Annotated in this window: 9 protein-coding genes and 1 riboswitch; all 9 genes read right to left on the bottom strand. The window is 27.5% G+C overall.

Annotated features, from left to right (window positions below; genetic code table 11):
- Positions 1-18 precede the first annotated feature (18 nt).
- On the bottom strand, positions 19-2,616 hold the full coding sequence (locus Q6H37_RS03150) for an HAD-IC family P-type ATPase (RefSeq protein ID WP_318739132.1): 2,598 nt from the start codon (positions 2,614-2,616) through the stop codon (positions 19-21).
- A 145-nt stretch (positions 2,617-2,761) separates the two neighbouring features.
- On the bottom strand, positions 2,762-4,552 hold the full coding sequence (locus tag Q6H37_RS03145) for a glycosyltransferase (protein ID WP_318739131.1): 1,791 nt from the start codon (positions 4,550-4,552) through the stop codon (positions 2,762-2,764).
- Positions 4,553-4,958: 406 nt separating this feature from the next.
- Positions 4,959-5,573, bottom strand: a complete 615-nt coding sequence (thiE, locus tag Q6H37_RS03140) for a thiamine phosphate synthase (protein WP_318739130.1) — start codon at positions 5,571-5,573, stop codon at positions 4,959-4,961.
- Complete coding sequence (thiM, locus tag Q6H37_RS03135; RefSeq protein ID WP_318739129.1) at positions 5,564-6,376, bottom strand: hydroxyethylthiazole kinase; 813 nt, start codon at positions 6,374-6,376, stop codon at positions 5,564-5,566. Before thiM ends, thiE begins: the two co-directional genes overlap by 10 nt.
- Positions 6,377-6,506: 130 nt before the next feature.
- Positions 6,507-7,310: a bifunctional hydroxymethylpyrimidine kinase/phosphomethylpyrimidine kinase gene (thiD, locus tag Q6H37_RS03130; RefSeq protein WP_318739128.1), complete on the bottom strand. Its 804-nt coding sequence runs from the start codon at positions 7,308-7,310 to the stop codon at positions 6,507-6,509.
- Between the two features lie 106 nt (positions 7,311-7,416).
- Positions 7,417-7,518, bottom strand: a riboswitch (TPP riboswitch).
- Positions 7,519-7,577: 59 nt separating this feature from the next.
- The gene (gene rodA / locus Q6H37_RS03125; protein WP_318739127.1) at positions 7,578-8,690 is read right to left on the bottom strand and encodes a rod shape-determining protein RodA; all 1,113 of its coding nucleotides are present in this window, start codon (positions 8,688-8,690) and stop codon (positions 7,578-7,580) included.
- Between the two features lie 197 nt (positions 8,691-8,887).
- Positions 8,888-10,591, bottom strand: a complete 1,704-nt coding sequence (locus Q6H37_RS03120) for a methyl-accepting chemotaxis protein (protein WP_318739126.1) — start codon at positions 10,589-10,591, stop codon at positions 8,888-8,890.
- A 38-nt stretch (positions 10,592-10,629) separates the two neighbouring features.
- On the bottom strand, positions 10,630-14,361 hold the full coding sequence (gene addA, locus Q6H37_RS03115; protein ID WP_318739125.1) for a helicase-exonuclease AddAB subunit AddA: 3,732 nt from the start codon (positions 14,359-14,361) through the stop codon (positions 10,630-10,632).
- Positions 14,362-14,564: 203 nt separating this feature from the next.
- Positions 14,565-15,623, bottom strand: coding sequence for a diguanylate cyclase (locus Q6H37_RS03110; protein ID WP_318739124.1), 1,059 nt, complete (start codon positions 15,621-15,623; stop codon positions 14,565-14,567).
- Positions 15,624-15,629 lie beyond the last annotated feature (6 nt).

The following is a 15,629-nucleotide window of genomic DNA, read 5'->3' as shown; positions in this document are numbered from 1 at the left end:
TATCCAAATAGCAGAATACTAATCATATATTTCTTCTTTATCAAATTTTTTAAATAAACATATTATAAACCAAATGCCTATAACTATACCTATAATCCTTAAATACTCCATATTAAATATAATATTTTTTCCTGAAATAAGATATAAAATACACCATTGTATAATAAAGTTTATAAATACAATAAAATTTGAAAGCTTATTTTTGAAAAATAGTTTATTTGAAAAACTATAAGTAAATATAACTGTATTTAAATTTAATATACCAAATGATAAAGCTTGAGCAAACATTATTCCTTTACTATATCCAAATTGGAAAGCTAAAAATGCTGCTGCTCCCATTAAAACACCATTAAACATTATAAAAGACATATTATCCTTTATGATTGTTTTGTCTATTATATATCCATCACACTCATTCTTTTCGTTTTTATATTGATATGTAATAGCTATACAAGATAATGTCATTGCTATACAGCTAAATATTAATCCTTCTTCTAATATAAATGGAATTTCTTTTTTATACAAATGGATAATAGAAGTAAATGTGATCATAGCTGCACTATTAGTAATCACATATAAAATTATCTTCTTTATTAAGCTTATTATCTTTCTGCTATCTTCAATGGAATTTAAAATTTGCAAAAAATTAATATCATTAACAAATATATCTGATAATTTTTTTACTATATTACTGCTTGAGGTAGTAATTCCTACATCCGAAACTCTTAAAGCAGGTAAATCTGTTAACTTTGATCCTGTAATAGCTGTAGTATATCCATACTCTTTTAAATCTCTTATTATTTTAACTTTATGCCTTGAATCTATTCTTGAAAAAATATTTATTTTATCTCCGATTCTTTTAAATTCTTCATCTGGCATATTATCAATTTCAACTCCAGATAATATTTGTTGTATATTAGATATAGTACCCAATTTTTTTCCTAAAGCAAGGGCTGTAAGTTTATTATCTTCAGTAATTATAATAGGTTTGATATTCAAAAAATCACTTTTTTCAATTGCTTCTATAGCATCTTCTCTTATAGTGTTTTCAAAACCAAACAATCCCGAAAAAACCAAATGACTTTCTATATTTTCATTTAAGCTAGGCTCATAAATAAAGTTTCTATACGCTGTAGCAATAACTGACAAACACTCGTTAGACATCTCTATATCTGCCTGTTTTATCTTTTCTATATCTTCATCTGTTATTTCTACTTCTAGACCATCTTTCATAATATAAGTACATCTAGCTAATATAGAGTCTACTGCTCCTTTAACGTTAGCTCTGCAATTCTCATCTACAACATTTAAAGTTGTCATCATTCTTCTTTCGGTATCAAAGGATATTTGCTTAATTCTTTTATGTGTTCTTTCTAAATCTCTTTTATCTATTCCATTTTCTCTTGCAAACTTTACTAAAGCAATTTCCATTAAATCATCCTTGGGATTTTGTAACTTACCTGCAATACTTTTGGTATCGTTGCATAATAAACCTATATTAGTCATTCTATATAGGTTTACATCCTTATCTTCAGATATTCCCTGTCTCAATTCTGCTCCCAATGCATCAATCAAAACTTCATCAGAATATATTTTTGCTACTTTCATCTTATTAGTAGAAAAAGCACCTATTTTATCTGTACATATAACTGAAACTTGGGCCAATTTTTCTATGACGGATAAATTTTTAAACACTATAGATTGTTTTTTAGCTACTCTAAGTAAAATTGCAGACACAATAGACACAATTACTATCATTGTTTGTGGTGTAGAATTTAATATCATAGTTGAAGAAAATTTAAGTAAGTATTTTATATTTTCTTTTTGCAAAAAATCGATGCACAGAATTGCCACTAAAGGTGTTACTATAAACAAAGCAAATAAATTTAATATACCATTAAGTCGTTCGTTAAAGGATTTACCATCTTCCTTTTCTCCTAAAAATAATTTTATTATATTAGATATTTGAGTATTCATACCAGTAGATATTACTATACCTGTACCACTTCCATCTACAACATAAGATGATTTAAATAGTATATTTTTCATATCTGATAATTTTAATTCTTTATCTATTATTTTTGTTTCATATTTTTCTGCTATGAAACTTTTTCCTGTAACAGCACTCTCATTTGTCTTTAATTCATCGCTTTCAATAACTCTTAAATCTGCTTGTACAACTTCACCTTTACCTATTATTACAATATCTCCAACTACTAGCTGCTCTGCAGGTACTTTTAAAGTTCTTCCTTCTCTAACAACTCTAGCATTTCCTATATTTAATCTTTGTAGTGTTTTTAAATTTTTTCCTTGATTATATTCACTTAACACAACAAATAAAAAATTAATTATAATTATAAAAAATCCTATAGATGCAGAAATATATTGATGTAAATAAACAAACACTATAGAAACTAGGATTAACATTATCATCCAAAAATTTTTAATTTGATTTTTAATTAGCTTTCCTATCTTAGGCGGACTAGGCACTTTTATTTTATTACTACCATATTTATCTCTATGAGGTTTTACTTGTTCCTCATCTAATCCTGAATATATGTTGCTTCCAAAATTTTTAACAACTTCGCTCCAAGGCTTGTCATACCATTCAATCATAAGTTTTCACCTTTCTATAAATTAAGTAAGTTTTATCCATATTATGCCCTCATTTTAATAGTCGTTTCATAGGTAAAAGACTTTAATACATATTAAATATAAAAGCATAATGCAAATATAGAATCATTGGCATTAATCTTATCTATCAAACACTATCAATTTTAAGAATGTCTAAAGCTTCTCTATCTATTACACCAAATAATTTTATAGAATTTATTATCTCCTTTTTAGCCATATCTATATATCCGTGTTTATTATACAACTTTCCGAGCTGTAATAATACTGACTTATCACTTATTAGATTTAATAAATTCAAAGATTTCTGAAATTTGTCCAATTCCTTGTTTATAAGCATAATTTCACAAATTTCAAATATAGTTGAGGTATAACCTGTTTCATTTTCATCTTCAGATAAGATAGATGTTGGTTTATCCCTAACAAGGTTAAAAAATTGCCTATATACTTCAAATACCTTTTTATTATGCTCTAATAACTTATTTGCATCAAATCCACTTATTACCTTTAATGCTAGTTCATATTTATTCATAATAACATAACAAATAATCTTATACATCATAACTTGAAAATAATATAGATTATCCTGAAATATATTTTTTGTATATTCAATACATTCATCAAGCTTTGATGATCTTATAAAACATTTTATTTTGAAAAATTTAAGTTTCTCTGAAATATCTATTTCCATTTCACATTTATTTATATATTCTAATGCTATTTCATAATATCCTTCCATATAAAATAAGTCTGCAATTATAGGATATTCCCTTGGAAAATCAATAAAAAAACTTTCTATAATTTTCTTAAATTCATCTAGTGGTATCTGCTTTTCTTTTAATATATGAGCAATATTGTATAGTGGTACTAAATAATCAGGTTCTAATTTTATTGTTTGAATACAATAATCATATGCTGTATCATAATCTTTGAGTTTCATGTATATTTGTGCTAATTCATAAGAGGCTCTAAATCCGTCTGTTCCATAAATATATCTAAATCTCAAAGGTGTTGCTCCCATTTCTATACATTTTTCAAAAGCCTTTATTGCTAAAGTAGGTTTATCTTGTATCACTAGTATTAACCCTTTAAAATAATATAAATCTGTAAATTGCAAATAGTACTTAAGTCCAGTCTCTATAAATTCAAGAGCTTTATTATAATACCCTAAATTATAGTTACTCATAACTATTCTTTCAATTAACTTTGGAGCAAAACCTGCAGTTTCATCAAATTCCTCATATGCTTTGTAATAACTTTCCAAGGCTTTTTCCTCATTGCTTATTGAAAAATACTCATTTCCTAAATTAAAATAATTAAGTTTATTTTGTGGATTCTTTTTTATTTCTTCATCTAAAATAGTAATATTTCTTTTACTTTTATTTTTACTTGTTAGAGTATCATCCAAATATCCATAATGATATATTTTTATGGACTCCTCTTTTCGTTTAATAGAATGATCCTTATTTATTAATTGATTGTGTATAACCCCTTCATAACAATATCCATAATTGTTTTTAAAAAGTCTTGGATTTAAATTTACAGTTAAATTGTTAATTGATTGAATCCCCAAATAGCACATTATCTCAAACAAATAAACTGTAGTCTCATCAAGATTTGTAATTAGCCTTTTAAATTTTTCTTTATCTTCTTTACAAAATTCATCATCTACATCCATAATGAGAATCCAATCTTTTGTTGCATATTTAAGTGACTCATTCCTTGCAGCACTAAAATCATTGCTCCACTGAAAATAATAAGTCTTTGCTCCATAACTTTTTGCTATTTCTACTGTATTATGAATATAACCTATATAAACTATTATCATTTCATCTACTATATCTTTAACACTTTCAAGACACCTCAGAAGATTTTCATTTTCATCTTTTATAATCATGCATAAACTAATTTCGTATGCCATTTTATTCATCACCTCATTATGTTTCTCACTTAGTATTAATGATTTGATTTAGTTGCAATACATTATTCAGCATTGTTAATTTAATGTATATTATGAATTAGAATTAAAAATTGTGTACTCCAAAATGTCACTCCTTCTTTATCAATTATCTGTATACTTGAAATGTTTTTTTATTACCATCAGACAAATTATTTTCATCAACATTATTAACAATCTTGAAATTTAATAATTCATTATGAACTGCTCTACTATAATATCCAAAGTTATTTTTAAAAAGACATGATTTAAATTTAAAATTTTTTCATATATATAAGTAGATATATATTTTATTTATTTTTTATATTAACTAATATATAAAAATAACGCAGTAAAAAATATTTTTTTAACTGCGCTATTTATTCCATATTTATTTAATATTTAAATTTTTAGACGCTTGTCTGATATCATCTTTTCCAAGTATAGCTGATATTACAGAAATTCCATTAACTCCTGTGGATAAAACTTCTTTAAAATTCGTTTCATTTACCCCACCAATAGCTACTGAAGGTATTTTTACACTATTACATACTTCTTTAAGCCCTTCAATACCAATAGGAGTTTTTATATCTTTTTTAGTACCAGTATAAAATACAGTTCCTATGCCTAAATAATCTGCTCCATCTCTTTCAGCCTCTACAGCTTCTTTTACATTTCCTGCTGAAATACCTATAATTTTTTCTTCACCTAATATTTTTCTTGCAATTTTTATATGCATATCACTTTGTCCTAAATGTACTCCTTCTGCATCTATAGCTTGGGCTATATCTAGCCTATCATTTATTATTATAGGAACTTTATAGTGCTTTGTAACTTCTTTTACTTCTAAAGCTACATTATAAAATTCTCTAGTTGAAATATTTTTTTCTCTCACTTGAACTAAAGTAACTCCTCCTAAAATTGCTTCTTCAACAACTTTTTTTAAATCTCTACCTTTTAAAAAACTTCTGTCTGTTATAAGATATAAACCATAATCTATTTCCATATAATTTTTCCTTCTTCCTTCAATTTTTCTTCTGATAAGCAATAAATGTGATCCATAAGTTTAACTTTAAAAGATCCTGGGAATTTAGCTTCTTCATAAGCTCCTTCTCCTGCTATATTCATTGAAAGTACAGCCGTTACAGCAGCTATAAATTTATCTTCATAGATTCCAGCAGTGCCACCACAAAGCGCTCCCAGCATACATCCTGATCCAGTCACTTTCGTAAACATCTCTGTACCATTTTGAATAATTGCACTTCTTTTTCCATCTGTAATAAAATCTTCTTTTCCTGTAGCTGCAATTACACAATTATATTTATTTGCAAGACTAATACATGCTTCTAATGCTCCTTCAGAGCCTTCAAGAGAATCTACTCCCCTTACCTTTGATGCCTCACCAGCTAAGAACTTTATTTCTCCAATATTGCCTTTTATAATATCCACACGTCCTACTTCAAATATTCTATTTATTACAGAAAGTTTTCTTGGTATAGCTCCACAAGCCACAGGATCTAGTACTACAGGTATATTATTTTGTTTTGCAGATATACTTGCAAGTACTGCTGCTGCTTCTTGTTCTTTTGTTAAAGTTCCAACATTTATATATAGTGCTGAGGATAACTTTACAAAATCAAAAACTTCATCATAAGCTTCACACATAGCTGGGGAAGCACCAAAAGATAAAAGTATATTTGCACAATCATTTATTGTTACATAATTTGTTATACAGTGCACCAATGGAACCTTTTTTCTAAGCTTTGCTAAACTTTCAGCCACTTTATCCATCATGTTTAAATCATTCATTTTTAATTCCCCCACATTTTTAATATTTTTAATAACTCAATTGTCCTCTGAAAAAAAGTTGTGTCGCAATATTTTTAAACTGCGAAAATTAAGTTGTTTATAATTATCATAGTTAAAATCACTTATTCTTTTATTCAAAATCTACATCTGCCTTTTTATAAAGTTCAATAAAATGTCCTACTGGTCCTACTCCATGTCCTATAGAAAAAGAGTTTTCTATAGCCTTGGTTATATATTCTTTAGAAAGTGTCACTGATTGTTTTACACTATATCCCTTAGCTAAATAAGAAGCTATTGCTGAGGATAATGTACATCCTGTTCCATGTGTATTTTTAGTGTTGATTCTATGCCCTGCTAAATTTATAAATCCATCATCACATAGCAGTATATCATTGGCATCATTACATCTGTGACCACCTTTTATCAAAACATTTTTAACACCAAATTCTTTTATTTTCGCTGCTGCATTTTTCATATCATCTGCATTTTCTATTTTCATATTTGTTAATACTTCTGCTTCTGGAATATTAGGAGTTACTAAATCTGATATTGATACAAGTTCCTTTATAGCTTCTTGTGCTTCAGGCTTTAAAAGAAAATATCCACTTTTAGAAACCATAACTGGATCTAATACTATATTTTTTGCTTTAAATTTCAACAGTAATTTTTTTATCACTCCTATGGTTTTACTATTAGAAACCATTCCAATCTTTACACTATCTACATCTATGTCAGTAAATATAGATGTTATTTGTGCCGCTATCATTTCATCCGTAACATCCATTACATCTTGTACCCCTACAGTATTTTGTGCTGTTATAGCTGCGATAACACTCATACCATAAACACCTAATGCACTCATAGTCTTTAAATCTGCTTGAATTCCTGCCCCTCCACAGCTATCTGATCCTGCAATAGTTAGGACTTTTTTCACTTTAATCACTCCTTATATGGCTGTGTGGATGATAAACATACTCTAATTTAAGTAAAACAAAAAGTGTATCGCAGAAAAGCAATACACTTGAAAATATATTATTTTATATCATAAAATATCTGCTTCCCTACGCCAGTTTTACCTAGATCAGGTTCAAAGGGTTAGAGAAAACTCTCTTCTCAGCCTTACAGCACCCCCACAACGAATTTATTAAATTTTTACTTAATTACAATTATATTGTACATATATTTATAAATATTTGCAACCTTAAAAATTAATTTTTCTTCTTCTCATATACACATTTAAAACTAATCCTAATGATATAAAATTAGTTAAAATAGAACTTCCTCCATAACTCATAAAAGGTAGAGTAATTCCTGCTATTGGCATAATACCTATTGTCATACCTATATTTTGAAATATAGAAAATATAAAGGATGCTGCTGTTCCCACACATATAAGTCTTCCAAAAATATCTTTAGATTCCTTAGCTGCATTAATCATTCTATACAACAATATACCAAAAAAAATCAGCAGAATAACAGCTCCAATCAATCCCCATTCTTCTCCTACCACCGCAAATATAAAATCAGTATGAACCTCAGGTATATAACCTCCTGACACTTGTACACCTTTTAAATATCCACTGCCAAACAACCTTCCAGATCCTATACCTATAATTGATTGCATTAATTGAAATGCTGTATCCTGTTGATACAATTCTGGATTTAAAAATGAAATTATTCTGTCTTTCTGATAACTTTTCATTAAACCACTAAACCATATAAATACACTTATTGGAATCATGGACAAAAATCCATATATTATAACTTTTAAATTTAAGTTACTTATAAAAAATATAGCTAATGTTATAAAAAAACATATTAAAGCCATACCTAAATTAGGTTGTACTATAATTAAAATCATTGGTATAGCAGCATATGCACAAAGGGTTAAAAAGTTTTTTATATTATTAATGTTACCTTCCATATCATCTAATTTTTTAGCAAGCATTAATATTAGACCTATTTTTACAAATTCACCAGGTTCTATGGCTCTATTTCCTATTCTTATCCAAGAAGCAGCACCTTTAACAGCTCTACTTGTTATATCATTAAATAACAATAGCGCTACTCCACTCCAGTATATAAATCCGCAATATGAACCTATTGTTTTATAATCAAAATTTAGCAGTATATATACAACTATAACTCCAACAATTAACCAAATAGATTGCAATTCAAAATAGCTGAATCCACACTTATTGTGTGTTGCACTAAAAATATTAGCTATACCAAAACATACAATAAGTATAGCTGCGAATAACATTATATAATCCAAATCCTTTAAAAACTTTCTGCTTAATAAAATCTTTCTCATTCTTTACTTTCCTCCACAACAAATCCAAAAACTAATTGACACATCTACTCATCATTATGTAATAATTACATCCTTACATCAATGAATAATTTTCAATAAATTACATATATTGTGGTAAAAAATAAGAATATATTGAAAATAAAGGATTAACTTTTTCTGAACAATTAATTAATAAAAATGACACATATGGTATAATCCTATTTTTCTATAATCAAATCTGCCATAATAACTCCATCAATTTCTCCAAACTTATTTTTAAATGGTACTGCTATGGCAATGCAATAATTAAAGGATACATTAGATATATATGGTTCAGTATAATATTCATTCCCTTTCATTGCCTCTTTAAAATAAGGCCTAAATGAATAGTTATTATTTTCATATGATATAGGCTTACTAGCAGATTTCATAATACCTTTCTCATCCATCACACCTATATATTCAAATTCTTTATATAAATTTTCTTTTTCCTTTAATAACTGTGAAGCCCCATCTATTGGCAAAGATTTAGAATTTATTTCTTCAGTTATACTTTTCAGTTTTAAGAATCCAGACTTAATAGATTTTTTTTCATTTTCTCCTATTTCTATGTTATTTATAAAATCTTTAAGCCTTAAATCTACACTATCTGCTGCATCATTCATATTTCTTATTAACTCAGAAAGGCTCTCCATTGATGCTGATTGTTCCTGTGCTGACGCAGAAACTTCCTGTGTAAATGCTACTGATTCTTCGTTAGCTGAAATGATATCATTTATTAGTTCATTAACCTTATCGGACATTAATGATGTTTGGCTAGCTAACTTATGTATTTCATTAATAGCATCATAAGTTGAACTAGTTGACCCTTTGATTTTTGAAAATGAATTCTTAGATTCATCTGCAAATCTTATATCCTTCTTTGTACTTTCTGCTTGCTCATTAGCTTCTTTAGTTATTTGAGCTATTTTTAAAGTTATGTTATCAATAATTTTTGTTATTTCCTCTGCAGAGCTTGAGGATTGTTCTGCTAATTCTTTAACTTCATCTGCTACTACAGCAAATCCTTTTCCATGCTCACCTGCTCTTGCTGCTTCAATAGATGCATTTAGAGCCAAAAGATTTGTTTGTTCACTTATTTCAGTTACCACTGTAGCAATATTTTTTATTGCATCAGCCTCACTTTGAAGTGTCTCAACATTGTTAGCAAGCTTTACACTCACATCCCCAGTCCCCTTAATTTTCACAATTATTTCATCAAAAACTTTAACACTTTCATTAATTACATTAATCATTTCCTTTGCAATATTTTCAGTATTTTGGGCATGCTCAGCTATAATTTCAGCATTACTTACCATTTGCTTTGCACTTTCTCCTGTGCTTTCTGCATTTCCAGATTGTACTGAAGCTGATTCACTAATCGCAATTATAGATTTAGTTATTTCATTTGATGATGATAAAGTTTGTTTTGTATTCTTATTTAGATTGCTAGACAAATCTCTAGTTTTTTGAGACATTTCTGCTATCTCACATAAAATTTTTCTAGTATTTCCTACCACAATATTTATACTATCTGCTAAAGTAGACATATATCCCTTTGATTTTAATTTTATAGCTAAATCTCCTTGTGATATCTTATTTAAATCATATTTTAATTTGTCAATTTTTATAAATATGCTATTTAAAAACATTGCAATTATAACTGATAATATTAATGCACATATTACCATGGAAATAAGAACTATAAGTGTACTTTTAGAATTAAACTGAGACATTATAGAACTTATTTCTCCACTATTACTTGATTTAGATAAAAGTATATTTCTAAGCATATTTTGTGAAATATAAGATATTATAAAACCAGTTATTAATAATATAGCTAGGAATAATGTTATAGACAATGATATTATTTTATTTTTCATTACTATTTTCCTCCTAATTTTATTAATTTGAATTTAAATTAAAGTTCCAATATCTTATCATTAAAAAATAAATATAAATATTTATTTTTTATACTTTTTCCTGTTAATCTTTCAAGCGCATTTTTATAGCACTGAATTTGAACTGAATATCTTTCTTTGATTTTATCTAAATCATCTACATAATCTGTTTTATAATCTAAAAGCACTAATTCATCATCTTCTTCAAAATAGCAATCTATTATTCCCTGCAAAAGTAATTTTTCTCCTTCATATACATCCTTTGGCAAATCTTTGTAAAGCTCAATGCTATCTAAACTTACAATAAAAGGAACTTCCCTCAAAACTTTTTTTGATTTTATCATTCTTTTTCCTAGAGTAGAGTTAAAAAAACTTAATACTTTATTTATGTTAATTGAATTAGCTTCTTCTCTAGTTATAAATTCTCTATTTACTAAGTCATTCACCTGGTTAGATATCTCTTCATAGTTAGAAACCTTTTTCAAATCTACATGCTGCATAACAGTATGTAGCACTGTCCCCTTCTCTGCTGCTGATAACTTTGTTGTTTTCTGAAGGAATGCAGGTTTATTTAATTTACTAGAATCAACTAAAAATGAACTGCCTTCGTCTGCTGATAGAAAATCGAATCTTCTCTTTATCTCTGATACAGAAAACTTTGATGGTATATTGCAGGACTCTTTGTATTTATACTGCCAATTGAGTCTTCTATTAACTTCCTCATAATATATGCTATTACCACCATTTAACGCTTCATCTTTTACTATTTTAATTATATCTTCTTTCTCATTTTCATCACACAGATCATTTTTAAAATCTTCCTTTTTCCAAAACTTAACACACCATTTAGACTTATCATCTACTAAAGGTTCAAAATTCTGCACACCACCAATATCTCTTATAACCTTTCCAGATGGGTGCTTAGCTACAGCTGGTACTATCCAATCTAAATAGTTTTTAGCATTTATCACCACATATTCAGGTATTTTTCCTTCTTCATACTTTATAGCTTCACACCATTTTTCTGAAGTTTTTTCTAGATCCTTAGCAGTACCTGTTATTATAAGTTTTTCTTTTGCTCTTGTAAGTGCTACATATAATATTCTCATTTCTTCAGATAGGGTTTCAACTTTTATTTTCTTTTTAAGTACCTGTTTAGCAATAGTTGGATAACTAATCCTTCTATCTATGTTTACATATTCTGGTCCTAACCCTAGTTCACTGTGAAAGAGTACACTTCTGTTCATATCCATTAAATTAAAATTTTTACCTGTTCCCGAAAGTATAACTACAGGAAATTCTAATCCCTTGCTTTTATGTACACTCATAATTCTTACAACATCTTCATTTTCTCCAAGAATTTTAGCACTTCCCATATCTCCACTGCTATTTCTTATCTTGTTTATGAAATTTATAAAATTAAATAATCCTTTATAACTTGTACTTTCATATTGTTTAGCTCTTTGGAACAAAATTCTTAAGTTAGCCTGCCTTTGTTTTCCTCCAGACATAGCCCCAACAAAGCCATAGTATCCTGTATCAGTGTAAACGTACCATATAAATTCATCAATAGGCATGTATAAAGATTTTTTTCTCCATTTCTTAAGCTTTCTTAGAAAATTGCTTACCTTATCCTTGAGTTCCTTGCTTACATGTTTAATTCTCTCATCTGTATCATCACTTTCTATTATTATCTTTAATACACTAAAGAAATTTATATTTCTATCTACCATTCTTATATCTATAATTTCTTCTGATGAAAATCCCTCTATAGGAGATCTAAGTATGGATAACAGAGGTATATCTTGAATAGGATTATCAATTATCTGAAGGAGAGAAATTACAGTTCTTATTTCTATATTATCAAAATACCCAGTATTAGTATCTGCAAATACAGGTATACCAAAACTTTTAAGTTCTTCTACAAAAGTAGGTGCCCAATTTGATGTAGTTCTTAATAAGATTACTATATCTTTATACGTAACATTTCTATACTTTTTTTCGTCTTTATCGTACACCTTAAATTTCTCATTATTTATTAAATCTATTATTCTTTTTCCTACTAATCTGGCTTCTATTTGTATATTGTCTGGAGTTTCCTCATTAATATTTTCAGTTAGGACACCTTCTGGATTCTGACTATTGTCTTCACACACATCATTATCTTTTTTATCTAATAAGTGAAGTTCTATTTTACTTTCAGCATCCATGATATTTCCTTCTAATTCAGGAAACTCAGCTCCACTTTTTAACATTTCTCCTTCATCATATTCAAGTTCACCTATATTCACGGACATTATCTGATTAAATACATAATTAACTGCAAAAATTATTTCAGGTCTGCTCCTAAAATTTTTAAAAAGCCTTATTTTTCTCTCATTTCCCACTCTATTATCTGAATACCTATTATATTTATCTAAAAACAATTCTGGCTTAGCTTGCCTAAACCTGTATATGCTTTGTTTCACATCTCCAACCATAAATGTATTTGGTATGTCATTTTTTTTAGAGATAGCATTCATAATTACTTCTTGTACTTCATTACTATCTTGATATTCATCTATAAGTATTTCCTCAAACTTTTGCCTATACTCCAATGCTATTTTTGAAGGTGTTATATCTTTATTCTCGTCTGTATCTATAAGTATATTAAGGCAAAAATGTTCAATGTCATTAAAATCAACTAATCCTCTTTCTCTTTTTTTAGCACCATATCTTTCATCAAATTCCATTACTATTTTTCCTAAAGACTTCATTTTAGGATACATTTCTTTTAAGTCCTTACCCATACTGCTCATTTTCAAAAAAATATCTTCTGATATTTCAGTAATTTTTTTCTTTACATCATCTCTTATTTTCTTTGATTTTTCCTTTGCTTCTTTATCAGCATCCTTATTCCTTTTCACAGGAAGTTTTTCAAACTGTAAATTATCAAATTGATATTTTAACTCTTCTAAATTTCTGCATTGCATTATATTATTTATATTTTCCAAATCCTTTTTCATAGGCTCAAAATAGTAATCTATACCTTGAGCATTTTCTACTATTTCTATTGCTTTCTCCATTTTACTTTTGCAACCTCGTAATTCAACTATCATATAGTCTAAAATTACAGGGAACCAATGAGATTTTTCAAAGTTAAAACTCTCTCCAACATTAAATCTTTCTGTCATTGTTGAAATCCATTTTTCAGGCCAGGGATTACTTTTAGCAAACTCATATAAATCCAATATCATATTTTCAACTTTAAAGTCATTTTTTCCTCCATAACATTTTACAAGTTGCATAAACCCTTCATCACTTTGCTCATATTTATCCTCAAAGATTTCATCAATGGTTTCCTGTTTCAAAAGTATGGATTCAGTTTCATCACAAACTCTAAAATTAGGATCTAAATCTATGATATGAAAATTATTTTTAATAACTTGAAGACAAAAAGAATGTATAGTCATTATATTTGATTTGTTTAACAACATCAGCTGCTTTTGAAGATTTTTTGATTCAGGCACAACCTCCAACTTTTTTGAAATAGCATCTCCAATTCTTTCCCTCATTTCAGAAGCAGCTGCATTAGTAAATGTAACAACCAAAAGTTTATCTATATCTACATCATCTTCATCATCCGTTATTTTTTGTATTATTCTCTCTACAAGCACTGCTGTTTTTCCTGCTCCTGCTCCTGCAGCTACTAGAAGATTGCAATTTTTTGTAAAAATTGCTTCTCTTTGTTCCTCTGTCCATTTTGTCTCCATACTTATCACCCAATCTTGATTTATTATGTAAGTAAAAACTTATTTTCTTCTATTAATTATTCAATATAAAATGTTATTCTCCTCTATTATTTCCTATAAAGATTACTTTAAACTTATTTATAATTAAATAGTATTTTGCCAATTAAAAAATACTGCTTACATAATCGAAACAGTATTTTTTATAAAAATTATAATATTTTTCGTTAAAAGACTACCCTATTTTTTCCCAGGTCTTTAGCTTTATATAAATTTTGATCTGCTTTCTCTATAATTTTCTCTAAAGATGTATCTGTTTTGTTACTCATACCTATTCCCATAGAAACAGTAACATTAGATTCCATATTTTTATAACTTATCACACTTTTTTCTATAACACTTCTTATATAATCCATTCTACGGTATATATCATTTACATTTTTCATGTCAAACATATATACTATTATTTCTTCTCCGCCATATCTAGCTATAATATCATCTTTTCTAAGATTTTCTTTTATAACTTTAGAAATTTCTTTTAAAACATAATCTCCATATTGATGACCAAATGTATCATTACATTTTTTGAAATTATCTATATCTATCATAATTATTGTAATTTTTTCTCTATAATCTTTTAGCTTATTTTCTACAATAGAAAAAAAGTAACTTCTATTATACAATCCGGTCAACCCATCTATTTGTGAATTTTCTTTTATTTTATTGTAAAGACTATTATTTTCTAAACATATAGCTAAATGGTTACTTAAGGCAGTTAGAAGTTTTATATGCTCTTGCGTCAAATAATTATACCTATTGTGTTCCACTACAATTGCACCTAAAATATTATTTTTCAAATAAATTGGCATAAATATAGATGAATGTATTTCAATGCTTTTATCTTCAGATATATTTTCAATATCATTAAAAATACTGGTTTCTAATTTAAAATTTTTTTTATTAAAATCATTGACTGAATAGTGATGATTAGTATCTCTCAAATTAGAAACTTTTAATTTTAATTTTCTATTTTGTACTAAATAAACACTAGAATATGTAACTCCTAAAATACCTATCATTATGTCATTTATCATAGAAACAATCTCACTGCTGCCTAGGCACTTATTTATGTACTCGCTAATTTCTACTATAAGAGACATCATATCTAATTTTTTATCTAGCTCCATTATTTTAGCATTTTGTTTTTGAATTATTCCTTCAGCCATTTTCTGATAGCTTTCATAATCATTCTTTAATTGATTATAATTGTCTTGCAATGATAACATATAAAT

Origin of the sequence: Clostridium sp. JS66, assembly GCF_033561535.1 — a bacterium.
In the GTDB taxonomy this organism is placed as follows: domain Bacteria; phylum Bacillota; class Clostridia; order Clostridiales; family Clostridiaceae; genus Clostridium_AM; species Clostridium_AM carboxidivorans.
The sequence above is the reverse complement of the archived record's forward strand: the minus strand, read 5'-3'. Positions and strand labels throughout refer to the sequence as shown.